The organism is Rubrivivax albus (assembly GCF_004016515.1).
In the GTDB taxonomy this organism is placed as follows: domain Bacteria; phylum Pseudomonadota; class Gammaproteobacteria; order Burkholderiales; family Burkholderiaceae_C; genus Rubrivivax; species Rubrivivax albus.
On sequence record NZ_SACT01000010.1, the window covers coordinates 1 to 25,981 of the forward strand.

The 25,981-nt window shown below is 69.6% G+C and carries 22 protein-coding genes and 1 pseudogene; 9 read left to right on the forward strand and 14 right to left on the reverse strand.

Annotated elements, in window-relative coordinates; genetic code table 11:
• The 5 genes and pseudogenes from ENE75_RS21915 to ENE75_RS21935 form a co-directional block, all read left to right on the forward strand.
• A pseudogene (locus tag ENE75_RS21915) lies at window positions 1–248 on the forward strand (hypothetical protein); the annotation flags it as partial.
• Window positions 245–1,060 (forward strand): CheR family methyltransferase, encoded by an 816-nt coding sequence (locus ENE75_RS21920; protein ID WP_128200716.1) that lies wholly within the window; start codon window positions 245–247, stop codon window positions 1,058–1,060. The pseudogene ENE75_RS21915 and the gene ENE75_RS21920, both read left to right, overlap by 4 nt.
• Window positions 1,053–1,682 (forward strand): chemotaxis protein CheD, encoded by a 630-nt coding sequence (locus tag ENE75_RS21925; protein WP_233259215.1) that lies wholly within the window; start codon window positions 1,053–1,055, stop codon window positions 1,680–1,682. The genes ENE75_RS21920 and ENE75_RS21925 overlap by 8 nt, the downstream gene beginning before the upstream one ends.
• Before the next feature lie 7 nt (window positions 1,683–1,689).
• Window positions 1,690–2,787, forward strand: a complete 1,098-nt coding sequence (locus tag ENE75_RS21930; protein ID WP_128200718.1) for a protein-glutamate methylesterase/protein-glutamine glutaminase — start codon at window positions 1,690–1,692, stop codon at window positions 2,785–2,787.
• 79 nt (window positions 2,788–2,866) lie between these two features.
• Window positions 2,867–5,266 (forward strand): methyl-accepting chemotaxis protein, encoded by a 2,400-nt coding sequence (locus ENE75_RS21935; RefSeq protein ID WP_128200720.1) that lies wholly within the window; start codon window positions 2,867–2,869, stop codon window positions 5,264–5,266.
• Window positions 5,267–5,315: 49 nt separating this feature from the next.
• Here ENE75_RS21935 and ENE75_RS21940 read toward each other — a convergent pair whose 3' ends face one another.
• The 13 genes from ENE75_RS21940 to rimP all read right to left on the reverse strand — a co-directional run bounded on the left by ENE75_RS21940 (window position 5,316) and on the right by rimP (window position 20,709).
• On the reverse strand, window positions 5,316–5,975 hold the full coding sequence (locus ENE75_RS21940; RefSeq protein WP_128200722.1) for a class II aldolase/adducin family protein: 660 nt from the start codon (window positions 5,973–5,975) through the stop codon (window positions 5,316–5,318).
• A gap of 6 nt (window positions 5,976–5,981) precedes the next feature.
• The gene (mtnA, locus tag ENE75_RS21945) at window positions 5,982–7,061 is read right to left on the reverse strand and encodes an S-methyl-5-thioribose-1-phosphate isomerase (RefSeq protein ID WP_128200724.1); all 1,080 of its coding nucleotides are present in this window, start codon (window positions 7,059–7,061) and stop codon (window positions 5,982–5,984) included.
• Window positions 7,058–8,080, reverse strand: coding sequence for a tRNA dihydrouridine(20/20a) synthase DusA (gene dusA / locus ENE75_RS21950; protein WP_259371722.1), 1,023 nt, complete (start codon window positions 8,078–8,080; stop codon window positions 7,058–7,060). Before dusA ends, mtnA begins: the two co-directional genes overlap by 4 nt.
• Window positions 8,081–8,092: 12 nt before the next feature.
• The gene (locus tag ENE75_RS21955; protein ID WP_128200726.1) at window positions 8,093–8,959 is read right to left on the reverse strand and encodes an alpha/beta fold hydrolase; all 867 of its coding nucleotides are present in this window, start codon (window positions 8,957–8,959) and stop codon (window positions 8,093–8,095) included.
• A gap of 4 nt (window positions 8,960–8,963) precedes the next feature.
• Complete coding sequence (locus tag ENE75_RS21960) at window positions 8,964–9,809, reverse strand: lipase family alpha/beta hydrolase (RefSeq protein ID WP_128200728.1); 846 nt, start codon at window positions 9,807–9,809, stop codon at window positions 8,964–8,966.
• Between the two features lie 11 nt (window positions 9,810–9,820).
• Window positions 9,821–11,446 (reverse strand): wax ester/triacylglycerol synthase family O-acyltransferase, encoded by a 1,626-nt coding sequence (locus ENE75_RS21965; RefSeq protein ID WP_158289048.1) that lies wholly within the window; start codon window positions 11,444–11,446, stop codon window positions 9,821–9,823.
• A 58-nt stretch (window positions 11,447–11,504) separates the two neighbouring features.
• The gene (locus ENE75_RS21970; RefSeq protein WP_128200732.1) at window positions 11,505–12,398 is read right to left on the reverse strand and encodes a DMT family transporter; all 894 of its coding nucleotides are present in this window, start codon (window positions 12,396–12,398) and stop codon (window positions 11,505–11,507) included.
• 118 nt (window positions 12,399–12,516) lie between these two features.
• On the reverse strand, window positions 12,517–14,358 hold the full coding sequence (gene typA, locus ENE75_RS21975; RefSeq protein ID WP_128200734.1) for a translational GTPase TypA: 1,842 nt from the start codon (window positions 14,356–14,358) through the stop codon (window positions 12,517–12,519).
• Window positions 14,355–15,269 carry a tRNA pseudouridine(55) synthase TruB gene (gene truB, locus ENE75_RS21980; protein ID WP_128200736.1) on the reverse strand — a complete coding sequence of 305 codons (915 nt, stop codon included), beginning with the start codon at window positions 15,267–15,269 and terminating at the stop codon, window positions 14,355–14,357. Before truB ends, typA begins: the two co-directional genes overlap by 4 nt.
• Complete coding sequence (rbfA, locus tag ENE75_RS21985) at window positions 15,266–15,634, reverse strand: 30S ribosome-binding factor RbfA (protein ID WP_128200738.1); 369 nt, start codon at window positions 15,632–15,634, stop codon at window positions 15,266–15,268. Before rbfA ends, truB begins: the two co-directional genes overlap by 4 nt.
• A gap of 74 nt (window positions 15,635–15,708) precedes the next feature.
• The gene (gene infB, locus ENE75_RS21990; RefSeq protein ID WP_128200740.1) at window positions 15,709–18,591 is read right to left on the reverse strand and encodes a translation initiation factor IF-2; all 2,883 of its coding nucleotides are present in this window, start codon (window positions 18,589–18,591) and stop codon (window positions 15,709–15,711) included.
• A 58-nt stretch (window positions 18,592–18,649) separates the two neighbouring features.
• Window positions 18,650–20,128 (reverse strand): transcription termination factor NusA, encoded by a 1,479-nt coding sequence (nusA, locus tag ENE75_RS21995; protein ID WP_128200742.1) that lies wholly within the window; start codon window positions 20,126–20,128, stop codon window positions 18,650–18,652.
• Window positions 20,125–20,709, reverse strand: a complete 585-nt coding sequence (gene rimP, locus ENE75_RS22000; protein WP_128200744.1) for a ribosome maturation factor RimP — start codon at window positions 20,707–20,709, stop codon at window positions 20,125–20,127. Before rimP ends, nusA begins: the two co-directional genes overlap by 4 nt.
• Before the next feature lie 201 nt (window positions 20,710–20,910).
• On the opposite strand from rimP, the gene fabI reads away from it, so the two are divergent.
• Window positions 20,911–21,699, forward strand: a complete 789-nt coding sequence (gene fabI / locus ENE75_RS22005; protein WP_128200746.1) for an enoyl-ACP reductase FabI — start codon at window positions 20,911–20,913, stop codon at window positions 21,697–21,699.
• 35 nt (window positions 21,700–21,734) lie between these two features.
• Here the strand turns inward: fabI and ENE75_RS22010 are convergent, their stop codons facing one another.
• Entirely contained in the window at window positions 21,735–24,005 is a 2,271-nt protein-coding gene (locus tag ENE75_RS22010; RefSeq protein WP_128200748.1) for an arginine/lysine/ornithine decarboxylase, read from the reverse strand.
• Window positions 24,006–24,120: 115 nt separating this feature from the next.
• Between ENE75_RS22010 and ENE75_RS22015 the strand changes: the two genes are divergently transcribed.
• Genes ENE75_RS22015 through ENE75_RS22025 form a run of 3 tightly spaced genes read left to right on the forward strand, consistent with a single transcriptional unit; the run spans window position 24,121 to window position 25,924 of the window.
• The gene (locus ENE75_RS22015; protein ID WP_128201093.1) at window positions 24,121–24,546 is read left to right on the forward strand and encodes an NfeD family protein; all 426 of its coding nucleotides are present in this window, start codon (window positions 24,121–24,123) and stop codon (window positions 24,544–24,546) included.
• A 24-nt stretch (window positions 24,547–24,570) separates the two neighbouring features.
• Window positions 24,571–25,488 carry an SPFH domain-containing protein gene (locus ENE75_RS22020; RefSeq protein ID WP_128200749.1) on the forward strand — a complete coding sequence of 306 codons (918 nt, stop codon included), beginning with the start codon at window positions 24,571–24,573 and terminating at the stop codon, window positions 25,486–25,488.
• Between the two features lie 4 nt (window positions 25,489–25,492).
• Entirely contained in the window at window positions 25,493–25,924 is a 432-nt protein-coding gene (locus ENE75_RS22025; RefSeq protein WP_128200751.1) for a DUF2237 family protein, read from the forward strand.
• Window positions 25,925–25,981: the final 57 nt, after the last annotated feature.

Sequence of the window (25,981 nt, forward strand, 5' to 3'; positions counted from 1 at the left end):
CCAGCGAACTCGTCCAGGAGATCGCCGCAGCCAGCGGCGAGCAGGCCGACGGCGTGCAGCAGATCACCGGCGCCATGAACCACCTCAGCTCCGCCACCCAGCAGACCGCCAGCGCCAGCGAGGAACTGGCTGCCGCAGCCGACGACATGACCCGCCAGGTGGCTCAGCTTCGCCAGCAGCTGGCGCGTTTCAGCCCCGACGAAGCCCGACACGTCCACCACCAATGCGTGCTGGAGGCTGCCACATGAGCCCACTTTCGCAGCGTGCCTTCGAGTCCGTGACCCGGCTCTTCCGACAGGTCAGCGGCATCCAGCTCACGGAAGCCAAGCAGGCCCTGGTGGTCGGTCGGTTGCAGCGCCTGGCCCAGGAGGCCGGCGACGCCAGCATCGAGGCCTATGTCGCGCGCATGACGCGCCCCAATGCGCCGGCGGAGGAGATGACCCGGCTCATCGACCGGCTCACGACCAACGAGACCTACTTCTTTCGCGAGCCGCAGCATTTCAACGACCTCGCCGACCGGTTGCGCGCCCACGCCAGCCAAGGCCAGCCGCGCGAGTTCCTGGTCTGGAGCGGTGCCAGTTCGTCGGGCGAAGAGGCGTACAGCATCGCCATGCTGATGGCCGACGTGCTGGGTCTGAAGGCCCCGTGGCGGGTCATCGGCACCGACCTGTCCACCGCCATGGTGGATGCAGCGCGCCGCGGCCTGTACACGCTGGACCGTGCGCGCATGGTGCCGCCGGATTACCTGAAGCGCTTCTGCCTCAAGGGCCAGGGTGCCCACGACGGCAAGCTGCTGGTGGCCAAGGCCGTGCGCTCGCGCGTGCACTTCGAAGCGGCCAACCTCATGCAGCCGCTGCCGGCGTCGCTGCCGAGCTTCGACGTGATCTTCCTGCGCAACGTGCTGATCTACTTCGACACCGATGCCAAGGCCGGCATCGTGCGCCGCGTGATGGAGCGGCTGCGGCCCGACGGCGTGCTCTACACCGGGCACGCCGAATCGATCTCCAACCTGCAGCTTCCGCTGCGCACGGTGTCGACCTCGGTTCACGTCCATGCCTGAACCCAGCACCCTGGCCGAGCGCATGGCGCAAGCCCGCCAGCGGGTGGCGTCGGCGCGCCAGCAGCCGCCCACCGGTGCCCCGGCCAAGCCGGCGTACAGCCACTGGATCCTGGACGGGCGACCCGGCGAGAACCTGGTGCTGATGCCTGGCCAGATGCACTTCGGCGCGCAGGTCGCCAGCCTGCGGACGCTGCTCGGGTCCTGCGTGGCGGTGACGTTGTGGCACCCGCAGCGCCGCATCGGCGGCATGTGCCACTACCTGCTGCCCAGCCGTCCGCGCGCCGGACTGGAACGTGACGGCCGTTATGGCGAGGAGGCTGTGGAGGCGATGGTCGAGCAACTCCAGCGCATGGGCACGGCACCGAGCGACTACCACGCCCACCTGTACGGCGGTGCCGACACCATGCCCGAGGGCTCGACGCTCAAGTTCAGCGTCGGCGAGCGCAACATCGAGCAGGGCTGGACCCTGATCGACCGCTACGGCTTCCAGCTCCAGGGGGTGGACGTCGGCGAGGACGTGCCGCGCACGGTGACGTTGCAGTTGGGCTCCGGCGAGGTCGACATGCGGCGCGGCGTCGGCAAGGCACCACCGCAGCACCCGCTGCAACGACAGACCCGTTGAAAAAGCCATGACCGCCACACGCATCACCGCGGCCGTTGTGGACGACTCCGCCGTCGTGCGCAAGCACCTGTCCGACCTGCTGACCACTGCAGGCATCGACGTGCTGTTCACCGCCGGCGATCCGCTGTTCGCCTGGCCCAAGCTCCAGGCGCGCTGGCCCGACGTGATCGTGCTCGACGTGGAGATGCCGCGCATGGATGGCATCAGCTTCCTGCGCCAGATCATGGGGACCCGGCCGACCCCGGTGGTCATGTGCTCGACCCTCACCGCCGCCGGTGCCGCGACCACGCTGCAGGCCCTGGCCGAGGGTGCGGTGGCCTTCGTCACCAAGCCCACGATCGGGCTTCGGGACTTCCTCGGCGACCCGGGCAATGGCCTGGTGGCCGCCGTGCGGGCAGCCGCATCGGCCCGCATGTCCGCCGTCCGCCGCCCTGCTGCGGCCATGCCGACCGCCAATACACCGGTGGCTGCACCGCCGCTGGCGCCGGCGGCCCATGCCCCCGTGCTGGGCCAGACCACCGAGCGGATCATCGCCATCGGCGCCTCCACTGGTGGCGTGCAGGCCATCGAACGGGTGCTCACCGCCCTGCCTCGGACGGCGCCGGGCACCTTGATCGTGCAGCACATGCCGGCGCAGTTCACCGCAGCCTTTGCCGACCGGCTCAACGCGCTTTGCGCCATGGAGGTCCGCGAGGCGGCCGACGGCGACCGGGTGATGCCCGGCCGCGTGCTCATCGCGCCGGGTGGCCAGCACATGCAACTGCGCCGCAACGGCGCGCAGTACACGGTGTCCGTGCGCGACGGCCCGCTGGTGAACCGCCACCGCCCTTCGGTGGACGTGCTGTTCCGCTCCGTGGCCCAGCAGGCCGGCCGCAACGCCGCCGGGGCGCTGCTGACCGGCATGGGCGACGATGGTGCGCGCGGCTTGCTGGAAATGCGCCAGGCCGGCGCGGCCACCGCCGCCCAGGACGAAAGCACCTGCGTGGTCTTTGGCATGCCCAAGGCAGCGCTGCAACTGGGTGCCGCAGCGGCCACGCTACCCCTGGACCAGATGGGCCAGTGGCTGGTGGGCGCCGTCACACCTGCCGAGGAGGCGAGGAACTGACCGTGAAACCCTGGTCACTTGCGCGCACGGCGTGTGTGCGGCTGCCGCACCATCGACCCCTGCCGTCAGGACAACTTCCATGACCACTGCCGACCAACCTCGCCAAGCCCGCTGGACCCGCGCGCTGCGCCCTGGGCTGAACCTGATGCTGCGCTGGCCGATGCAGCGCAAGCTGATGGCCGTCTTCCTGGCGCTGGCCCTGCCGCTGGGTACCCTGATGGCCCTCTCCGTCGGCGACGTGCTGGCCCTGCGCCACCGCGCGCAGCAGGAGCTGCTGGGGGCTGAAGTCAACACGCTCATCCAGCCGCTGATGGCCCTGGCAGGCGCGCACGATGTGCTCAGCGCGCGCGTGCAGTTCAATGGCGATGCCAACGCCACACGCGAGCGCGAAGCCAGGCGCGTCGCCTGGCAGGCGGCACGCGAGGCCTTCGATCGACGTCTGGCCGACGGGCTGCCTTACGACCTGAGCGCCGCCTGGGCCGCAGTACAGGAGAGCGCGGCACCGCTGATGCAGGGCCAGTTGACCTTGACCGTCGAGGCCTCCGACACCGCACACCGGCGCCTGACGCAACGGCTGCTCGAACTGGCTCACCTGAACGCCGAACACTCGGGCCTGATCCTGGAGCCGGCGGCGGCCGAGTACCAGATGGTGGATCTTGTCCTGAACCGCCTGCCAGGCGCGTTGAAGGGCACCAGCCGGGCCGCGTCGTTCGGCAGCCATTTCGTGCAGCTCGACGGCCCCGACCCCGGCGAGCGCGCCGAGATGCGCCGGCAGGCCGAGGCCGTGCGTGCGCAGCGTGACGACGTGCTGCGCACGATGGCGGCCCTGGTACGGGCCGGGGCACAACCTCCGGGTTCATGGACCGGCGCGGAGCAGCGCCTGACGTCATTCGCCGCACTGCTGGAACAGGCAGCAGACCTGCAGGAAAGGCCCAGCGGCCAGGCCCTGTACACCGACGCCGACGAACTCGCCACGCACCTGGCCGTGGTGCACTCCGACGTCGGCAGTCATCTCAAACGGCGTCTCGGGGATCGCGTCGACACGCTCGCCCAGCAGGCCGCGCTGCGGGTGGGCATCTTCGCCTTCACCTTGCTGGTGGGCGGCTACCTGGCCACCTGCCTGGCGCTGAGCTTTCGCGGCGCGTTGCGCGCGCTTCGCCACAGCGTGCAGGCGCTGGCCGCCGGCGACCTGGCCCACCGCACGGCGGTGCGCGGGCGCGACGAGGTGGCCGAGATCGGCGCGATGCTCGAATCGATGAGCGGCCAGCTGTCGGCGCTCGTGGCCGAGATCCGCAATAGCGCGTCGATGGTCGACCAGACCGGACAGCATGTCAGCGACGGCAGTGCCCGCCTGGCCGAGCGGACGGACCAGCAGGCCAGCAGCCTGCGCAGTTCGGTCAGCGCCATCACGCAGCTGTCGTCGGCAATGACCCACAATGCCGACGAGGCGCGGCACCTGGACGACGTGGCCCAGCGCCTGGCACGCCAGGCACAGGAAGGTCACGCCGCGATGCAGGACACGGTGCAGGCGATGGCGCAGATGCGCTCGGCCAGCGAGCGGGTGTCCGAGGTGGTCGGCGTCATCGACGATGTGGCCTTCCAGACCGGCATGCTGGCACTCAATGCGTCGATCGAGGCCGCCCGTGCCGGCGAAGCCGGCCGGCGGTTCGCAGTTGTCGCCGGCGACGTGCGGGAACTGGCACAGCGCTGCGCCGAGGCTGCCGAGGAGATCCGGACCCTGATCGGCGAAGCCACCGTGCAGGTCAACGTGTCTTCGGAGAAGCTGGGCAACGTCAGCAACGCGCTCGACGTGATCGTCGGTGGCGTGACGACGGTGTCGGAGACGCTGCGCGGTATCGCCGAGTCCAGCCAGCAGCAGAGCGAGGGGCTGCAGGAGATCACCGCGTCGGTGGGCAGCCTGGACGAAATCACGCGCGAGAACGCGGCGCTGGTGGAGCAGTCGTCCACCGCGTCGCATGCGCTGGTCAACCGGGCCGGCAAGCTGCGCGAGGCAGTGGTCACGATGCGCCTGCGACAGGGCTCGACGGACGAGGCCATGGCGCTGGCGCAGCGCGCCGCGGAACACATCGCGCAGGTGGGCCGCGAGCAGGCCATGCAGGACCTGCACGACCCGACCGGCCCCTTCATCGACCGCGACATGTACATCTTCGGCTTCGACCGCAGCGGCCTGTACGTGATCCAGGGCAGCAAGCCCGCGATGGTGGGGCAGAGCTACACCAGCACGCCAGGGCTGGACATGGCCTTCATCGACCGCATCTGGTCGGCCGCGGACGCAGGTGGAGGCTGGGTGGAGTACGAGGTCACCAACCCGTTGACCGGGGCGGTGACGCCCAAGGAGTCGTACGTGCTGCCCATCGACGACAGCCTGGCGATCGGCTGCGGCGTGTACCGTCGTGTCGGTGCAAACGCCGGCGCGCCGCGTGCCGTGGCCTGGTCGCGCAGCCTGGAGACTGCCTGACGGGCGTGCGGGTGTCTGCAGGCGCGACCTGCATGCCCCATCGACACGCTCAGGGCACGCGGCGGCTGTGCTGGCCGTAGTGCCGGAACTTGTCGAGCACCCGGTCCATCTCCTCGGGTGGCAGCCGCGCCGGCTCGCCCGCCGCCAGCGCCAGCAGGTAGGTCTGGCACAGGCTTTCCACCTCGACCATCACCTTCATCGCCTGCGCCATGGTGGCGCCACAGGCGACCAGGCCGTGATGCGCCAGCAGGCAGGCCTGTCGGTGCGCCAGCGCATTGGCAACACCTGCGGACAGCGCCTCGCTGCCGAAGGTGCTGTAGGGCACCAGCGGCACATCGTCGCCACCCGCCACGGCCACCATGTAATGGAAGGGCGGCAGAGGCCGGCCCAGGCAGGCCAGCGCCGTGGCGTGCACGGCGTGGGTGTGAAGCACGGCCCGGACGTCAGGCCGCGCCCGGTAGGCGGCGCGATGGAACTGCCACTCCGACGACGGCTGCCAGCGCCCGCTGACCGTGCCGTCGTCTGCCACGTGCACGAGGTCGTCGGCGGTCAGTTCCGCCCCCATGCCGGTGGGCGTGATCAGCATGCCGCGTTGCCCGCCCTGGTCCCAGCGGTGGCTGGCGTTGCCGGTGCTGCCCCGGTTCAGGCCCAGCGCATCGAGCCGTCGCACGGCCTCGACCACCGCGGCGCGCGCATCATCCTCGGTCATGCGGCCTCACGCAGCAATGGCGCGCAGCGCGCGCTCTTCCGTGGGCACCACGCCCCGCTCGGTGATCAGCCCGGTCACCAGCCGCGCTGGCGTGACATCGAAGGCCGGGTTGGCCGCTGCGCTGCCGTCGGGCAGCAGCTGCACCTCCACCAGCCGCCCTTCGGCGTCGCGCCCGGTCAGGTGGCTGACCTCGCGCGCGCTGCGCTCCTCGATCGGGATGTCCACCAGGCCGTCGTCGAGCGACAGGTCCAGCGTCGACAGCGGCATCGCGGCATAGAACGGCACACCGTTGTCGCGCGCGGCAAGCGCCTTGAGGTAGGTGCCGATCTTGTTGCAGACGTCGCCACGCGCCGTGACGCGATCGCAGCCGACGATGACCAGATCCACCCGGCCCTGCTGCATCAGGTGGCCGCCGGCGTTGTCGGCGATCACGGTGTGCGCCACGCCCTGCTGCCCCAGTTCCCACGCGGTGAGGCTGGCGCCCTGGTTGCGCGGGCGGGTCTCGTCCACCCACACGTGCACGTCCAGCCCCGCCGCCTGCGCGTGGTAGATCGGGCTGAGCGCCGTGCCCCAGTCCACGGTGGCCAGCCAGCCGGCGTTGCAGTGCGTGAGCACGTCGACGCGGCCGCCCCGGCGGGCGGCGACGTCCTGCAGCAGTGGCAGGCCGTGGCGCCCGATGGCCTCGTTGACCGCCGCGTCCTCGTCGGCCAGTTCACCGGCCAGCGCCCAGGCCTTCGCGGGCCGTTCCGCTGGCGGCAAGGGCTGCAAAACGCGCTGCAGGCGTCTCACGGCCCAGGCCAGGTTGACGGCCGTCGGCCGTGCCGACACCAGGGTCTCGACCGCCGCGGTCAGCGCGGCGTCGGAGGCATCGCGCTGCATCTGCAGCGCCAGGCCATAGGCGGCCGACACGCCGATCAGCGGCGCCCCGCGCACCCACATGTCGCGGATGGCGGTGACCACGCCGGCCAGGTCGTCGAGGCTGACGATGTCCAGGCGGTGCGGCAGCCAGCGCTGGTCGATCACCTGCACGGCACGGCCCGATTCGGCCGGCCAGATGGTGCGCCGTGGTTGACCGTCGACCTTCATGGGGTGGCCTCCATCGTGAGCGTGGGCCGCGCCGCGCGGCGGGCCTCGTCCGCCAGGCGGGCCACGGTGGCCGGGGATTCGGCCTTCAGCCGGTGGTCGGACCACACCTGGCGCCAGCGCCGCGCCCCCGGCTCGCCGTTCCACAGGCCCAGCATGTGCCGCGCCACATGCGCCCAGGGCACGCCAGCGGCCTGCTGCGCTTCCATGTAGCGCACCATCTGCGCCTCGACGGCCTCGCGCTCTGGCACGGGGTGGGCATCGCCGAAGAAGCATGCGTCCCAGGACGCCATGCCCCAGGGATGGTGGTAGGCGTCGCGGCCGATCATGGCGCCATCGACGTGCGGCAGCTGCGCCTCGATGGCGTCCAGGCCCACCAGGCCGCCGTTGATGACGATGGTGAGCTGCGGGAAATCGCGCTTGAGCCGGTGCACCACCTCGTAGCGCAGCGGCGGGATCTCGCGGTTCTCCTTCGGGCTCAGCCCCTGCAGCCACGCGTTGCGGGCGTGCACGATGAAGACCTCGCAGCCGGCCTCGGACACGGTGCCGACGAAGTCGCGCACGAAGTCGTAGCTTTCGGTGCGGTCCACACCGATGCGGTGCTTCACGGTCACCGGGATGTCCACCGCGTCGCGCATGGCCTTGACGCCGTCGGCCACGGTGCGCGGCTCGTTCATCAGGCAGGCCCCGAAGGCGCCCTTCTGCACCCGTTCGCTGGGGCAGCCGCAGTTGAGGTTGATCTCGTCGTAGCCCCACTGCGCACCCAGGCGGGCGGCCAGCGCCAGTTCGTCGGGTTCGCTGCCACCGAGCTGCAGTGCCACCGGCTGTTCGCCGTCGTGGTCGAAGTCCAGGTGCTTGGGCACGTCACCATGGCGCAGCGCGCCGCTGGTGATCATCACCGTGTACAGCCGCGCGTGGCGCGTGAGCAGGCGGTGGAAATGGCGGCAGTGGCGGTCCGTCCACTCCATCATCGGGGCGACGGACAGGCGCCAGGGGCTGTGGGCGTGCGGCGAGGGAGTCACCCCCGCATTGTCTCAGCCAGCGATCAGCTGCGCGAAACGCGGCAGCAAGGCATCGGGCAGGTCGTGGCCCATGCCCGGGATCAGCTCCAGGTGCGCGCCGTGGATGTGGCGGGCCAGGTCCTCGCCACAGGCCGCCGGGATCAGGGCATCGTCGCGGCCGTGGATCACGGTGGTGGGCGCGGTGATGCGGCGCAGCAGCGGCGTGCGGTCGCCGTCGGCCGCCACCGCGGTGAGCTGGCGCGCCGTGCCCGCAGGGCGCCAGGCGCGGTCCACGGACGCGCGCAGGCGGGCCTGCAGCGCTTCAGGCGCCGGGCGGTAGCCGGGGCTACCGATGAGGTGGAACAGGTGGGTGAGGTGCGCGACCACGGCCTCCGGATCCTGCCCCTTGGGGCGCGACAGCAAGGCCGCCCGCACGTGCGGGCGCGCCTGCGGCAGGCGGCGGGCGCCGCTGGTGGTCATCATCAGCGTGAGCCGGCGCACGCGTTCCGGATGGCGGGCCGCGATGTGCTGGGCGATCATGCCGCCCATCGACGCGCCGCACACGTGCGCCGAGTCGACGCCCAGCGCATCCATCAGCGCCACCGTGTCACCCGCCATGTCGGCCAGGGAATACGGCGCCTTCACGGGCAGTCGCAGCCACCAGCGCAACGAGGCCACCACCAGGTTGGGCAGGCCCTGAGCGTCGAAGCCCTGGCTGAGGCCGGCATCCCGGTTGTCGAAGCGGATCACGCGGTGGCCGCGCGCCAGCAGGTCGTCCACCAGCGGCTCGGGCCAGCCGGTGAGCTGCATGCCCAGGCCCATGATCAGCAGCACCGCGGGTGCGTCGCGCGGGCCGCGGTCGTCGACCTCCAGCGTCACACCGCCGGCGTTGACCTGCATGGAATCAGTACTGGTCGACCAGCAGCTCGGGCTGGTGCGCGACCTTGAAGAACCAGCGTCGCGCGCCCTGCGCATCGAACTTTCGCCAGCGCCTCGGATCCTGGCGCAGGCGGTCGGCGATGGCATAGAGCGCCAGCGGGTTCATGCCCATGCCGATGTGGCTGGCGTGCACCTCGATGTTCTCGGTGTGCGCATGGCCCGGCGGGTTGAGGCTGCAGGGCCAGGCCACGATGCCATCGGTCTTGCTGTAGATGGAGGTGGTGGGCACCGGCGGCGGGCGCCGCACCTCGGCCAGCAGGTCGGCGTCGTGCGCATGCTGGCCGCTGACCATCTCGTAGAAGCGCCAGGCGTTGGTGGCCCGTGGGTGGCCGGTGAACGGCGTGCCCAGCGTGATCACGCAGCGCACGAGGTCCGGCACTTCCTTGGCCATCTCGCGGGCGTAGATGCCACCCAGGCTCCAGCCGATCAGGCTGACGGGCTCGCCATGCCGCACGTGCGTCTCCTCGATCAGGCGGCGGCAGCCTTCGAGCACGCCGTCGCGCGGGCCGAGGTTGAAGCCCTGCCCCCAGGGGTACGCGGTGTACCCCTGCCCCCGCAGGAACTGGCGCACGGCCAGGGTGCTGGTGTCCGACGCACCGAGACCGGGGAACACGATGACCGGGTGGCCATCGCCCGCCGGCATCTTGCGCAGCCAGGGCGAGACGGCGAGCAACGCCGCGAGCTCCCAGGGCGCGCGGGCTTCGAGCATCAGCAGCCAAGGGCCGGGCGCGGTGACGTCGGCCGGCGACGATGGGGCCGGTGCCGAGGCCGCCGATTCAGGCTTGGCGCGCGAGCGCGGGATGCGAGGCATACCCCGCCATGTTAGCGGGCCGGCTTGCGCCGGGCCGCCGGGCGAGCCCGGGGGGCACGCGTCACCTGGGCGACAGCGCTGCGCACCGCCGTGTCCATGGCCTGCTGAGCCAGCTTGCCGGCGGTGCCGGTGGCCAGGCCCACCGCCTGGCCGAAGGCGCCGGTGAGCCCGCGCGTGGCCAGGCCCACGAGGCCCGGCGCGTCCTCGTCCACCGGCACGCCCTGCAGCACGCGCAGGTCGTCGAAGGCGATGCCCACGGCATCGGCGAGTTCCCGCACGTCCGGCATCGCCACCCCGTCGGCCATGAGGCCGAAGTCCAGCCGGCCGCCCTGGCTCTGCACCGTGATGTTCAGCGCCAGGCCGTGCACGACGATGGAGGTGGGCCAGTTGCTGAGCATCAGCGCGCCGGCCAGGTACAGCGGTTGCGCTGGCCCGGGCACGTTGGAGATGACGACGTTGGCCACCTGCGGGATGCGGTCGGCCACCTTGGCCTTGCCGTACAGCGCCGTGGCGGCCTCGATCAGCCAGGGGATGCCCAGCGACGGATAGTCCGTGGGCAGCACCGACTTCAGCGAGCCCATCGTCGCCTTCATCGCCTTCGTGGCGGCCACGATGTGCTGAAGGCGCTTCATGGGATCGGCGATGTGCGTGCCCAGGCTGACCAGGCTCATCGAGGCCTGGTTGTCCGGGGCGTCGTCGCCGGCCTGGCGCAGCGAGATCGGCACCGCGGCGATCAGGCTCTTGCGCGGCAGCGCCTTGCGCCGCGCGTAGTAGCGGCGCAGTGCGCTGCTGCACAGCATCAGCACGAGGTCATTGACGGTGGCGTCCAGCGCATGCGCCAGCGCCCGCACGTCGGCCATCGGCAGCGACAGCGCAGCGAAGGCGCGCTGCGGCGTGACCGACACGTTCAGCGGCGTGCGCGGGGCCAGCGTGAGGTTGCTGGGACCACCCTTGCCGCCGAACAGCGCGCTGCGCGTGGCCACACCCACCGCAGCATTCTTCAGCGTGCCGACGGTGGACGGCAGCTCACGGACGATCTGGGCCACCTTCATCGCCTGGGCACCGAGTGCACCGCGCAGCATCTCCACCATGCCGAGTTCGAAGGTCTTCTGCCGCTTCGAGGTCTTGAGCGGAATGCGGCGCGGCTCGGGGGTCACGTCCAGCAGCAGGTTGGCCAGGGCGACGGCGGCCTGGCCGTCCACCGCCGCATGGTGGAGCTGCGTGTAGAGGCCGACGCGCCTGCGACCCTCGGGCGACGGCGCCAGGCCCTCGAACACATGCATCTTCCACAGCGGCCGCTTGCGGTCCAGCAGCACCGGATGCAGGCGGCCGACCTCGGCCTCCAGCTGGGCCTGGCCGGCGCCACGCGGCAGCTTGATCTCCACCACGTGCTCGCGCAGGTCGGGCTCGGCATCCACCCACGCCGGGTTGGCCAGATTCAGCGGCATCCACCACAGGCGCCGGCGCAGCACGGGGGCCAGCGGCAGGCGGGTCTTCAGGTGGGCCCGCAGCGCGGTGACGAAACGGCCGCGGAAACCCGCCGGCAGTTCCAGCACGTGCAGCGCGCCCACGTGCATGGGCATCTCGGGCGTCTCGAGGTAGAGGAAGGTGGCGTCGAGGCCGGACAGCTGGTGCATGCGCGGGAGGCTCCTTGCGGCCATGCTACGCCCGCAGGGCGCCCTCACCCGCCCGGGCTCACCCTAGCCGTCGCGCGCGCACCCCGAGCAGTTCGTTGGCGACCAGGGCGCCCAGCACCAGGGCGCCGCCCACCAGCACCGCGCCGGCGGGCGTCTCGCCGGCGCCCAGCCAGGCCCAGAGCACGCCGAAGATCACCTCCAGCAGGCCCAGCAGGGCCATCTCCGGCGCGCTGAGCACCCGCGCCGCCGCCACGGCCATCAGGCAGGGGATGGCCAGCTGCACCAGGCCCAGCGTGGTGAGCATGGCGATGTCGCGCGGCGTGGCGTCGAACGGCAGCGACGGCCCCAGCGTGAACAACGCCGACAGCGTGGCCCCGATCAGCACAGCGGGCATGTAGTCGGTGCCCGGCCCGTCACCGGAGCGCGCCTTCTCGTGCTGCAGCAGCGTCCAGTTGATGGCCGCGGCCACTGGCACGCCCAGCGCCACACCGATGCCGGCCCAGTGACGGGCATCGCCGGTGCGCAGCTCGCCGGCGTACATCCAGGCGATGCCGGCCCCGGCGGCGACGATGGCGCCCCAGGTGCGCGCCGGCAGCCGGTGCCCCAGCGCCATCCAGGCCAGCAGGGCCGTGAGCAGCGGCGAGATCGCCATCGTCACCAGCACGTTGGCCACCGTGGTCAGCGTGATGGCCATCATGAAGGCGGTGAACATCACGCTCCAGCACAGGCCGGACAACCACAGCGTGCGTCCGCCGTGGCGCACCGCGCGCCACAGCGTGCCGCCACCGCGCAGCCAGACCAGCAGCACGACCAGCGACACGGCGTTGCCGGCGCTGCGCCAGAACGTGACCTCGAAGCCCTGCGCCGCCTGCAGGTGGCGGGCCACGACGCCGGCGATGCTCCACAGCATCGCCGCCGTCACCATCACCCACACGGCACGACCATGCGACATGGCGGTTCCCGAGAGAGGCCCGCATCGCGGGCCGGTCCAGACTCTGACTGGAGCCCCCGCTTGGAGGGGGCTAGGGGGAGCTCACTGAGCCCGCGAAAGCGGTTCCTGTGAGTACAACTCAGGCCGCTTCCCGCGACGCCCGCTTCCGTTCGTGCTCCTTCAGGAACCGCTTGCGCACCCGGATCGTCTTCGGCGTGATCTCCACCAGCTCGTCGTCGTCGATGAACTCCACCGCGTACTCCAGCGTGAGGTCGATCGGTGGCGTGATCTTGATCGCGTCCTCCTTGCCGCTGACGCGGAAGTTGGTCAGCTGCTTGGTGCGCGTGGCGTTGACAACGAGGTCATTGTCGCGGCTGTGGATGCCGACGATCATGCCTTCGTAGACCTGGTCGCCCGGCTTGACGAACATGCGGCCGCGGTCGTCGAGCTTGCCCAGCGCGTAGGTGAAGATCTCGCCGTCGTCCATGCTGATCAGCACGCCGTTCTTGCGCCCGGCGATCTCGCCCTTGTAGGGCTCCCAGCTGTCGAAGATGTTGCTGATCAGGCCGGTGCCGCGGGTGAGATTCAGGAACTCGTTGGAGAAGCCGATCAGCCCGCGCGCCGGGATGCGGTACTCCAGCCGCACGCGGCCGCGGCCGTCGGTCTCCATGTTGACCAGCTCGCCCTTGCGCTCGCCCAGGGCCTGCATCACGCCGCCCTGGTGCTGGTCCTCGACGTCCACCGTCACCAGCTCGATCGGCTCGTGGCGCTCGCCGTCGACCATGTGGAAGACCACGCGCGGCTTGCTCACCGCCAGCTCGTAGCCTTCACGGCGCATGTTCTCCAGCAGGATGGTAAGGTGCAGTTCACCACGGCCGGACACCTCGAAGATGCCGTCCTCGCCCGATTCCTTCACGCGCAGGGCCACGTTGCTCTGCAGTTCCTTCTGCAGCCGGTCCCAGATCTGGCGGCTGGTGACGAACTTGCCCTCGCGGCCGGCCAGCGGGCTGGTGTTGACGCAGAAGTTCATCGTCAGCGTTGGCTCGTCCACCTTCAGCATCGGCAGCGGCTGCGGGTTGTCGACGCTGGTCAGCGTGACGCCGATGCCGAGGTCCTCGATGCCGTTGACGAGCACGATGTCGCCCGGGCCGGCCGATTCGGCCATCACGCGGTTCAGACCTTCGAAGGTCAGCACCTGGTTGACGCGACCCTTGAAGGTCTTGCCGCCCTCCTCGGGCGTGCCTTCGCAGACCAGCACGTCCATGCCCGGCTTGAGGGTGCCGCTGTTGACTCGCCCGACACCGATGCGGCCGACGTAGGTGGAGTAGTCCAGCGACGAGATCTGCAGCTGCAGCGGCGCCGCCGGATCTCCCTGGTGCGCCGGGACGTGGCGCAGGATGGTCTCGAACAGCGGCTGCATGTCCGTGCCCCAGGCTTCGCCCGCATCGCCTTCGGTCAGGCTGGCCCATCCGTTGAGGCCGGAGGCGTAGACCACCGGGAAGTCCAGCTGCTCCTCTGTGGCCCCGAGCTTGTCGAACAACTCGAAGGCGGCGTTGATCACGTAGTCGGGCCGCGAGCCGGGCTTGTCGACCTTGTTGACCACCACGATGGGCTTGAGACCCAGCGCCAGCGCCTTCTTGGTGACGAAGCGGGTCTGCGGCATCGGACCTTCCTGGGCGTCGATCAGCAGCACCACGCCGTCGACCATCGACAGCGCACGCTCCACCTCGCCGCCGAAGTCGGCGTGGCCCGGGGTGTCGACGATGTTGATGTGCGTGCCCTGCCAGGTCACGGCACAGTTCTTGGCCAGGATCGTGATGCCGCGCTCGCGCTCGATGTCGTTGTTGTCCATCACGCGTTCGGCCACCTTCTCGTTCTCGCGGAAGGTGCCGCTCTGGCGCAGGAGCTGGTCCACCAGCGTGGTCTTGCCATGGTCGACGTGGGCGATGATGGCGATGTTGCGGATCTGATGCATGGTCATAGGAGGGCCTGCACTTCCTGCGGGCTGAGAAGACGGTCGGCGATGAGTTCGCCGGCCTGGATGTGGGCGCTGCCGAGGAAGGCGCGCGGCTGCGGTCCGTAGACACGCACGTGGGACTGGTCGGCCTCGGCGACGCGGCGGCGCAGACCGGTGAGGAAGCGGCCCGCCTCGTCGTCGGGCAGGCGCAGCGCGGGCCAGTGCTGCAGCAGCACGTCGGGCGGCAGCAGGCGCGCCTCGCGCTCCGGTTCGGAAAGCGCCGCCAGCGCGTCGATGGTGATCGCATCGTCCACGCGCAGCGGCCCGGTGGCCGTGCGGCGCAGGGCCTGCAGCCAGGCGCCGCACCCCAGGCGGTCGCCCAGGTCGGCCGCCAGCGTGCGAATGTAGGTGCCCTTGCTGCAGGTGACGTCGATCACGAGCCGGTCAGCCTGCCACTCGACGATGTCGAGCCGGTGAATGGTGATGCGCCGCGGCGTGCGTTCGACCTCGATGCCGGCACGCGCGTAGTCGTAGAGCGCGCGGCCATCCTTCTTCAGCGCCGAGTGCATCGGCGGCAGCTGCTCGATGGGGCCGGTCAGCGCGGCACAGGCGGCCTCCAGCGTGGCACGGTCGAAGGCCGGCGGCGTGCCGGGCGTGATGGTGCCCTCGCCGTCCAGCGTGCTGCTGCGCTCGCCGAGCTTGAGCGTGGCGGTGTAGCGCTTGTCGGCGTCCAGGCTGACCTGGCTGAACTTGGTGGCCGCACCGAAGCACAGCGGCAGCAGCCCGGTGGCCAGCGGGTCCAGCGTGCCGGTGTGGCCGGCCTTGAGCGCGCGCAGCAGGCCGCGCGCCTTGGACAGCGCATCCTGGCTCGTCCAGCCCAGCGGCTTGTCGAGCAGCAGCACCCCGTGCACCGGGCGGCGCGGTGTCTTCGTCACTCGTCGTCCTTGGCGCGCGAGGCGTTCGCCCGCGCGATCAGCGCCGAGATGTCGGCCGCCCGCTCGGTGGTCTGGTCGTAGACGAAGTGCAGCGTCGGCACGGTGTGGATCGCCAGGCGCTTGAACAGGCCGTTGCGCAGGTACCCGGCCGCCTCGTTCAGTGCGGTGGTGCAGGCTTCGTTGTCGCCCAGCATCTGCGAGAAGTAAACCTTCGCGTGGGCGTAGTCGGGCGAGACCTCGACCGCATTGAGCGTGACCAGGCCCACGCGCGGGTCCTTCAGCTCGCGGATGAGCTCCGCCAGATCGCGCTGGATCTGGTCGGCGACGCGGAAGCTGCGGTTGGGGGTGGCTTTCTTGTGGCGCATGGTCGGGGGTCCTCAAGCAAGAACCCCGCCTCCGGGTCGGTAGGCGGGGTTCGCTGCACGAGCGGTGGCCGCCTTCAGAGGGTTCGGGCGACTTCCTTGATTTCGAAGAACTCGAGCTGGTCGCCTTCCTTGATGTCGGTGACGTTCTTCAACTTGATGCCGCACTCGAAGCCTTCCTTGACCTCGCGCACGTCGTCCTTGAAGCGGCGCACACCTTCCACCTCGCCGGTGTAGATGACCACGTTGTCGCGCAGCAGGCGGAACCGCGCATCGCGCCGCACCACGCCGGCCGTGACCATGGAGCCGGCCACGGTGCCGATCTTGCTGGCCACGAAGACTGTGCGGATCTCGGCGGTGCCGATGACCTCCTCGCGCTGCTCTGGCGCCAACATGCCGACCATCGCCGCCTTCACGTCGTCCACCGCGTCGTAGATGATGTTGTAGTAGCGGATGTCGACGCCGTTGCCTTCGGCCACCTTGCGCGCATTGGCGTCGGCGCGGGTGTTGAAGCCGATGACCACGGCCTTGGACGCGATGGCGAGGTTGATGTCGCTCTCGCTGATGCCGCCCACGGCCGCGTGCACGATCTGCACCTTGACCTCGGGCGTGCTGAGCTTGAGCAGGCTCTGCGACAGCGCCTCCTGAGAGCCCTGCACGTCGGCCTTGATGATCAGCGGCAGGGTCTGCGCCTGGCCTTCGCCCATGTTCTCGAACATGTTCTCGAGCTTGGCGGCTTGCTGCTTGGCGAGCTTCACGTCGCGGTACTTGCCCTGGCGGAACGTGGCGATCTCGCGCGCCCGGCGCTCGTCGGACAGGACCATGAAGGCATCGCCCGCGGCCGGCACGTCGGTCAGGCCCTGGATCTCCACCGGGATCGACGGGCCGGCCTCGTCGCTGGACTGGCCGTCCTCGTCGATCATCGCGCGCACGCGGCCATAGCTGCTGCCGGCGAGCACGATGTCGCCCTTGCGCAGCGTGCCGCTCTGCACCAGCACCGTGGCCACCGGGCCGCGGCCCTTGTCCAGGCGCGCTTCGATGACCAGGCCCTTCGCGGCGGCGTCCACCGGCGCGGTGAGTTCCAGCACCTCGGCCTGCAGCAGCACCTGCTCGAGCAGGTCGTCGATGCCCTGGCCGGTTTTGGCCGACACGCCGACGAAGGGCGAGTCACCGCCGAAGTCCTCGGGCACGACTTCCTCGGCCACGAGTTCGCTCTTCAGGCGCTCGAGGTTGGCCTCGGGCTTGTCGATCTTGTTCATCGCCACCACGATGGGCACGCCGGCCGCCTTCGCGTGGTGGATGGCTTCCTTGGTCTGCGGCATCACGCCGTCGTCAGCCGCCACCACCAGGATGACGATGTCGGTGGCTGCGGCACCGCGCGCCCGCATGGCCGTGAAGGCCTCGTGACCCGGGGTGTCGAGGAAGGTGATCATCCCGCGGTCGGTCTCGACGTGGTACGCGCCGATGTGCTGCGTGATGCCACCGGCTTCGCCGGAGGCCACGCGCGAGGCGCGGATCTTGTCCAGCAGCGAGGTCTTGCCGTGGTCGACGTGGCCCATGACGGTGACCACCGGGGCGCGCGGCAGCGCCTCGGCCGCGTCGGCCGCTGCGGTTTCCTCTTCGGTGAAGGCTTCCGGGTCGTCCAGCTTGGCGGCCAGCGCCTTGTGGCCCATCTCCTCGACGACGATCATCGCCGTCTCCTGGTCGAGCTGCTGGTTGATGGTGACCATCTGCCCCAGCTTCATCATCTGCTTGATGACTTCGCTGGCCTTGACGCTCATCTTGTGGGCCAGGTCGGCCACCGAGATGGTCTCAGGCACGTGCACTTCCTGCGCCACGAACTCGGCCGGCGGCGTGAAACTGCTGTTGCCACCACGGTCGTCGCCGCGGCGGCCTGCGCCACCGCGCGGCGAGCGCCAGCCGGCCCGACCCCCACTGGTGTCACCGCGGGTCTTGATCCCGCGCTTCTTGGCGTCGTCTGCCCAGCTGGAGCTGAGCTTCTCCGACTTGATCTGCTTCTTGTCGCCCGGCTTGGCTGCCGTGCCCGCACCTGCACCCGGAGCGCCCTTGGGCTTGTGGATGGTGCCGGTGATGGCTTCCTTGGCCGCGGGCTTGGGCTCTTCGGGCTTCTTGGCCACGAGCACCTTGCGCGGCTGCGACATCATCTGCCGGATCGCAGCGGCCTCGGCCTCTGCAGCCTTGCGGCGCTTCTCCAGGTCGGCCTGGCGCTGCGCCTCTTCCGACGCGACGCCTGACTTCACGCGGCGCAGAGCCGGCTTGGCGGACTCGGCGGGCGCCTCCACCGGCTTGGCTTCGGCCGCCGGCGCGGCGGCAGGTTCGGCTGCCGGGGCCGGCGAGGGTTCCGCCGCCGGCGCCGGGGCCGGAGGGGTCGTTCGGGCCTGGTTGGCCAGCGCCGCTTCGGCCTCGGCCGCCGCCTTCGCATCGGCCAGGGCCTTGGCTTCGGCGGCCGCCTTGGCCTCGGCCTCGGCGCGCTCGCGGGCCGCACGCTCGGCCTCCTCGCGCTGGCGGCGCTGCTCGGCCAGCGCCTCTTCCTGGCGGCGCAGTTCCTCGGCCTGGGCCTTGGCCTCGGCCTCGCGGCGCTCCAGTTCGGCTTCCGCGGCGGCGGCCTCTGCCGCAGCCTCGTCGACACCCGGCGCCTCGTCACGCTTGACGAACACGCGCTTCTTGCGCACCTCCACCTGGATGGTGCGCGCCTTGCCCGACGAGTCGGCCTGCTTGATCTCCGACGTCGACTTGCGCGTGATGGTGATCTTCTTGCGCTCGGCGCCGGACGTGCCGTGGGCACTGCGCAGGTACTCGAGCAGGCGTTCCTTGTCGGCGTCGGTCAGCGCGTCGTCGGGTGACTTCTTGGGCACGCCTGCCGACGCCAACTGCTCGATCAGCGCGGCGGTCGGGCGCTTGAGCTGCTCGGCAAACTGTGCAACGGTGGTGACGGCCATGTATCTGTTTTCCTTGGGTGCTGCGGACGGCGACGTATGTGGGAGCGGGCTCCGGGGCTCAGGCAGTGAACCAGTGTTCGCGCGCCTTCATGATCAGGGCGCGGGCCTGCTCGTCGTCGATGCCAGTCATCTCGGTGAGTTCATCGACCGCGAGGTCGGCGAGGTCGTCGCGGGTGTGGATGCCGCCATCGGCCAGCTTGCCGATGATCTCCGGCGTCAGGCCTTCGAGGTCGCGCAGATCCTGCGAGACTTCCTCGACCTTCTCCTCACGCTCGATCTCCAACGTCAGCAGCGCATCCTTGGCACGGGTGCGCAACTCGTTGATGGTGTCCTCGTCGAAGGACTCGATCTCCAGCATCTCCTGCAGCGGCACATAGGCCACCTCTTCCAGGCTGGTGAAGCCCTCGGCGATCAGGATGTCGGCGACCTCCTCGTCGACGTCGAGCTTCTCGACGAAGAGCTTGCGCACCGAGTCGCTTTCCTCGGCCTGCTTGGCCTGCGACTCCTCGGCGGTCATGATGTTGATGCGCCAGCCGGTGAGTTCCGACGCCAGGCGCACGTTCTGGCCGCCGCGGCCGATGGCGATGGCGAGGTTCTCCTCGTCGACCACCACGTCCATCGCATGCCGCTCCTCGTCGACCACGATGCTCACCACGTTGGCCGGCGCCAGCGCGCCGATCACGAACTGCGCCGGGTCTTCCGACCACAGCACGATGTCCACGCGCTCACCGGCGAGCTCGTTGGTGACGCCGTTGACGCGCGAGCCGCGCACGCCGACGCAGGTGCCGATGGGATCGACACGCCGATCATGGCTGACGACGGCGATCTTGGCCCGGCTGCCCGGGTCACGGGCACAGCTCTTGATCTCGAGCAGGCCCTGCTCAATCTCCGGCACTTCCTGCGCGAAGAGTTCGATCATGAAGCCCGGCGCGCTACGGCTGAGCATGATCTGCGGGCCGCGCTGGGTGGGGTCGACGCCGAGGATGTAGGCCCGCACGCGGTCACCCGAGCGCAGGTTCTCCTTCGGGATCATCTCGTTGCGGCGCAGGCGGCCTTCGACGCGGCCGCTCTCGACGATGATGTCGCCCTTGTCCAGGCGCTTGACCGTGCCGACCATGATCTTCTCGCCGCGCGAGAGGAAGTCGTTGAGCAGTTGCTCGCGCTCGGCATCACGGATCTTCTGCAGGATCACCTGCTTGGCGGCCTGGGCACCGATGCGGCCGATCGGCACCGAGTCGATCGCCTCCTCGATGTAGTCGCCTTCCTCGATGTCGGGGATCTGCTCCTTGGCCTCGAACAGCAGGATCTCGGCGTCGGGGATCTGCAGGCCGGCCTCGTCCGGCACCACGTGCCAGCGGCGGAAGGTCTCGTACTCGCCGGTGTCACGGTCGACCGCGACGCGGATGTCCACCTCGCCACCGTGCAGCTTCTTGGTGGCCGACGCCAGCGCGGCCTCCACCGCGCCGAAGACGACATCGCGTTCCACGCTCTTCTCGCGGGAAATCGCTTCCACCAGCATCAGCATCTCGCGGTTCATCGGTCCTGCTCTCCATTCAGCGCGGCATCTGCTGCGGGTGCCGCGTTCTTGACATCGGGGGTCTTGCGCCGGCCCTTGAAATCCACCACCGGCACGAGGCGCATCTCGCGCACCTCGTCGAAGCGGAAGTCCAGGGCCAGGGTGTTCTTGTTCTCGGTGATCTCAAGCCGCCAGGCGTCGCCCGAATCGGCCAGTGGCTGCAGCACACCGGTCCAGTGCTTGCGGTTCTCGAACGGCAGCTTCAGGGTCAGGCTCACGGCCTGGCCGGCGAAGCGGCGCCAGTGGGCCTCGGTCTTGAGCGGGCGATCGAGCCCAGGCGAGGAGACCTCCAGCCGCGCGTAGTCCAGGCCCGACACTTCCAGGGCCAGCTGCAACTGGCGGGTAACGCGTTCGCAGTCCTCGACGGTGATGAACTCACCCGTGTCGGGCGTCCCCGGGGTGCCGTAGACGTGGCCGGGCAGTCGGTCGATCGTCACGCGCAGCAGCCCGCGCGCCAGGCGCTCGACGTCCACCAGGTCGTAGCCCAACCCGGTGACGGTGCGCTCGATGGCGTCGCTGGAATGGCTCGCTGAAGAGCCCATGGTGGACGTCGACGGTGCAGTGCTCAAAAAGACTCGCGCAAAAAAAATGGGCAGGTGAGCCCGCCCATGCTCTTACTCTCGGGAAACGTGCATTATAGCCACGGCAAATGCGCCCTGCAAGCAGGGTCCGTGCCGGGCGGGCCCGTGCCAGCGCCTCGTGCCAGAATGCCGGCCCCGCACACCACCACGAGACCGAGACCCATGGGATTCCTTGCCGGCAAGCGCCTGCTCATCACCGGCGTGCTGTCCAACCGCTCCATCGCCTACGGCATCGCCCGCGCATGCCACCGCGAGGGCGCCGAGCTCGCCTTCAGCTATGTCGGCGAGCGCTTCAAGGACCGCATCACCGAGTTTGCCAAGGAGTTCGGCTCCGACATGGTCTACGAGTGCGACGTCGGCGAAGACGCGCAGATCGAGCGCCTGTTCGCCCAGCTTGGCGAGCGCTGGCCGGAATTCGACGGCTTCGTGCACGCCATCGCATTCGCGCCGCGCGAGGCCATCGCCGGCGACTTCCTGGAAGGCCTGAGCCGCGAGGCCTACCGCACGGCCCACGAGATTTCCGCCTACAGCTTCCCGGCCATGGCCAAGGCCGCCCTGCCCCGGCTGCGCCCGGGCGCGGCGCTGCTGACGCTGAGCTACCTGGGCGCCATGCGCTACGTGCCCAACTACAACACCATGGGCCTGGCCAAGGCTTCGCTGGAAAGCAGCGTGCGCTTCCTGGCGCACAGCGTGGGCCCACGCGGGGTGCGCGTCAATGCCATCAGCGCCGGCCCGATCAAGACGCTGGCGGCCTCCGGCATCAAGGACTTCGGCAAGCTGCTCAACGCGTTCGCCGCCGCCACGCCGATCCGCCGCGCGATCACGATCGACGACGTGGGCAACACCGCAGCGTTCCTGCTGTCCGACCTGTCGGCCGGCATCAGCGCCGAGGTGGTCTACGTCGACGGCGGCTTCAGCCACATGGCCGTGGTCGACGCCGACCTCGGCTAACGCCAGGCCCGTGCCGGGCCCGGCGCCCGCTGCGATCAGGCGCGCACGCAGTCCACGTAGTAGCGGCGTTCGCCGCCGGCCGTGCCCTCCTCCTCGACCAGGCCGTGCACGTCGGTGGCGAAGCCGGGGAACTGCGCGTTGAACTCGCGTGTGAACTTCAGGTACTGCACGATCTTGCGGTTGAAGACCTCGCCCGGGATGAGCAGCGGGATGCCCGGCGGGTAAGGCGTCAGCAGACTGGTGGTGATGCGCCCCTCCAGCGCGTCGATCGGCACCCGTTCGGTCTCGCGGTGGGCGATCTTCGCGTAGGCGTCGCTGGGCTTCATGGCCGGGTGCAGTTCCGACAGGTACATCTCCGTGGTCAGCCGCGCGATGTCGCCCTTGGCATAGGCTTCGTGGATGGCCTGGCTCAGGTCGCGCAGGCCCATGCGCTCGTACATCGGGTGCTTGGCCACGAACTCCGGCAGGATGCGCCACAGCGGCTGGTTGCGGTCGTAGTCGTCCTTGAACTGCTGCAGCGCCGTCAGCATCGTGTTCCATCGGCCCTTGGTGATGCCGATGGTGAACATGATGAACAGCGAGTACAGGCCGGTCTTCTCGACCACCACGCCATGCTCGGCCAGGAACTTGGTCAGGATGCTCGCCGGGATGCCGGTCTTGGCGAAGCGGCCGTTGACGTCCAGCCCCGGCGTGATGATGGTGCTCTTGATCGGGTCGAGCATGTTGAAGCCGCGGGCCAGCTTGCCGAAGCCGTGCCAGTTGCCGGCCTTGCCCGCGCCGCCCAGGATCCAGTCGGCCGACTGCCCGATGCCCTCGGTGGCCAGCTTGTCCGGCCCCCAGACCTTGAACCACCAGTCGTCGGCGTAGTCCTTCTCCACCTTGCGCATTGCGCGGCGGAAGTCCAGCGCCTCCTTGAGGCTCTCTTCGACCAGCGCAGTGCCGCCGGGCGGTTCCATCATCGCGGCGGCCACGTCGCAGCTGGCGATGATCGCGTACTGCGGGCTGGTGCTGGTGTGCATCAGGTAGGCCTCGTTGAAGAGGTGCCGGTCCAGCTTCACCGTCTGCGAATCCTGCACCAGCACCTGGCTGGCCTGGCTGAGGCCGGCCAGCAGCTTGTGCGTGCTCTGCGTCGCATAGACCATCGCCTTCGTGGGCCGCGCGCGCTTCTTGCCCATGGCGTGGAAGCTGCCATAGAAGGGATGGAAGGCGGCGTGCGGCAGCCAGGCCTCGTCGAAGTGCAGCGTGTCGACGTAGCCGTCCAGCTTGCCCTTGATGGTCTCCGTGTTGTAGAGCACGCCGTCGTAGGTGCTCTGGGTCAGCGTCAGGATGCGCGGCTTGACCTTCTTGGCATCCACCCCCTTGAGCAGCGGGTTGGCCGCGATCTTGCGCTGGATGGCCTCGGGCGTGAACTCGGCTTCCGGGATCGGGCCGATGATGCCGTAGTGGTTGCGCGTGGGCGGCAGGAAGACCGGCACCGCGCCGGTCATGATGATGCTGTGCAGGATGCTCTTGTGGCAGTTGCGGTCCACCACCACCACGTCACCCGGCGCCACAGTGTGGTGCCACACCATCTTGTTGCTGGTGCTGGTGCCGTTGGTGACGAAGAAGCAGTGGTCGGCATTGAAGATGCGCGCCGCGTTGCGCTCGCTCTGCGCCACCGGGCCGGTGTGGTCCAGCAGCTGGCCGAGTTCCTCCACCGCATTGCAGACGTCGGCGCGCAGCATGTTCTCGCCGAAGAACTGGTGGAACATCTGGCCCACGGGGCTCTTCAGGAAGGCCACGCCGCCGCTGTGGCCGGGGCAGTGCCAGCTGTACGAGCCGTCCTGCGAGTACTCCATCAGCGCCTTGAAGAACGGTGGCGCCAGGCCGTCGAGGTAGCTCTTGGCCTCACGGATGATGTGCCGAGCCACGAACTCCGGCGTGTCCTCGAACATGTGGATGAAGCCGTGCAACTCGCGCAGCACGTCGTTCGGGATGTGCTCCGAGGTGCGCGTCTCGCCGTAGATGTAGATCGGGATGTCCGCGTTCTTGAAGCGGATCTCCTCGACGAAGCGGCGCAGGTTCACGACCACCGGGTCCAGGTCCGGGCCGCCGGAGAACTCGTTGTCGTCGATGCTCAGGATGAAGGCGCTGGCCCGGCTCTGCTGCTGGGCGAACTGGCTCAGGTCGCCGTAACTGGTCACGCCCAGGACCTCGAAGCCCTCCTTCTCGATGGCCTGCGCCAGCGCACGAATGCTCAGGCCCGAGGTGTTCTCGGAGCGGTAGTCCTCGTCGATGATGACGATGGGAAAGTGGAAGCGCTGCATGGCCCTGCCCTGCGTCTGGAAAAGGAAAAGCGCGCAGTGTAGGCGCGGGGTGTGGCCACGCCATGTCGCTACACTGATCCGGTTCAGGGACTGTGCCGTGGAGGCAACGATGGGGATCGAAGGGCCGACGTTCTGGTGGGTGCTGGCCGGCACGCTGGTGGCGCTGGAGCTCGCCACCGGCACGTTCTACCTGCTGATGCTGGCGCTGGGCGCCGTCGCCGGCGCGCTGGTGGCACACGGCGGCTTCAACGCCAGTGCACAGATCGTCGCATCCGCAGTGCTCGGCGCCGCGGCCACCCTGGTCTGGCACGTCAAGCGGGCGCGCAACCCGCAGTCGGCGCCGGCGCAGTCGAACCGCGACGTGCTGCTGGACATCGGCCAGACGCTGACCATCGATGACTGGTCGGCCGACGGCACGGCCCGCGCCCAGTACCGCGGCGCCGCCTGGAGCGTGCGCTACGCCGGCGAAGGCGTGCCCGCGCCGGGCAGCCACCGCATCGTCGCCGTGGACGGCAACGTGCTGTCCGTGACCGCCGCCTGACCCTTCACCTCCAGAGCCACCACCATGGAAATCGCCCTCGTCGTTCTCGTCATCGCGGTCATCTTCATCGTCCGCACCTTCAAGATCGTGCCGCAGCAGCAGGCCTGGGTGGTCGAGCGCCTGGGCAAGTACGACCGCACGCTCACCCCCGGCCTGAAGTTCCTGGTGCCCTTCATCGAACGCGTGGCCTACAAGCACTCGCTGAAGGAAGTGCCGCTGGACGTACCCAGCCAGGTCTGCATCACCAAGGACAACACCCAGCTGCAGGTGGACGGCATCCTGTATTTCCAGGTCACCGACCCGATGCGCGCCAGCTACGGCAGCAGCGACTACATCGTAGCCATCACCCAGCTGGCGCAGACCACGCTGCGCAGCGTGATCGGCCGGATGGAACTGGACAAGACCTTCGAGGAGCGCGACCTCATCAATGCCACGGTGGTGCAGGCGCTGGACGAGGCCGCGCTGAACTGGGGCGTGAAGGTGCTGCGCTACGAGATCAAGGACCTGACGCCGCCGGCCGAGATCCTGCGCGCGATGCAGGCGCAGATCACCGCCGAGCGCGAGAAGCGCGCGCTGATTGCCGCGTCCGAGGGCCGTCGCCAGGAACAGATCAACATCGCCACGGGTGAACGCGAGGCCTTCATCGCGCGCTCGGAAGGCGAGAAGCAGGCCGAGATCAACACCGCCCAGGGTCAGGCCGCAGCCATCGTCGCGGTGGCCGAAGCCACCGCCAGCGCGATCCGGCAGGTGGCTGCCGCCATCCAGGAGCCCGGCGGCGACCAGGCCGTGCAGCTGAAGGTGGCCGAAAAGGCCGTGGAGGCCTACGCGCAGCTGGCACAGAAGAACAACACCATGATCGTGCCAGGCAACATGAGCGAGGTCTCCGGGCTGATCGGCACCGCGATGGCACTGATCAAGGGCGGCGGCACACAAGCCCGATGAGACCATGAGCGCGGCAGACGACTCCTCCGGAAGCGCCGACGACGGCGCCGACCCCCGCGCCGAGGCGCGCAACGTGCTCGGCGGCCCACTGCAGCCCTGCAGCTACGACCCGCTGACCGGCTGGCTGCGCGACGGCTGCTGCCAAACCGACCGCCACGACCACGGCAGCCATGTGATCTGCGCCCGCATGACCGTCGAGTTCCTGAACTTCCAGATGGAGCGCGGCAACGACCTCATCACCCCGAGGCCGGAGCACCGTTTCCGCGGCCTCAGGCCCGGCGACCGCTGGTGCGTGTGCGCGTTGCGCTGGAGGGAAGCCCATGATGCCGGCTGTGCGCCGCCCGTGGTGCTGGAATGCACGCATCAGCGCGCACTCGACTACGTGCTGCTCGAATGGCTGCGAGCGCACGCGCTGACAGCAGCCGGCAACTACTGAACCCGTGGGCGCCAGCGAGACCGCGCACCCCCCGACCGCGGGGGGCCTCCGTCGATC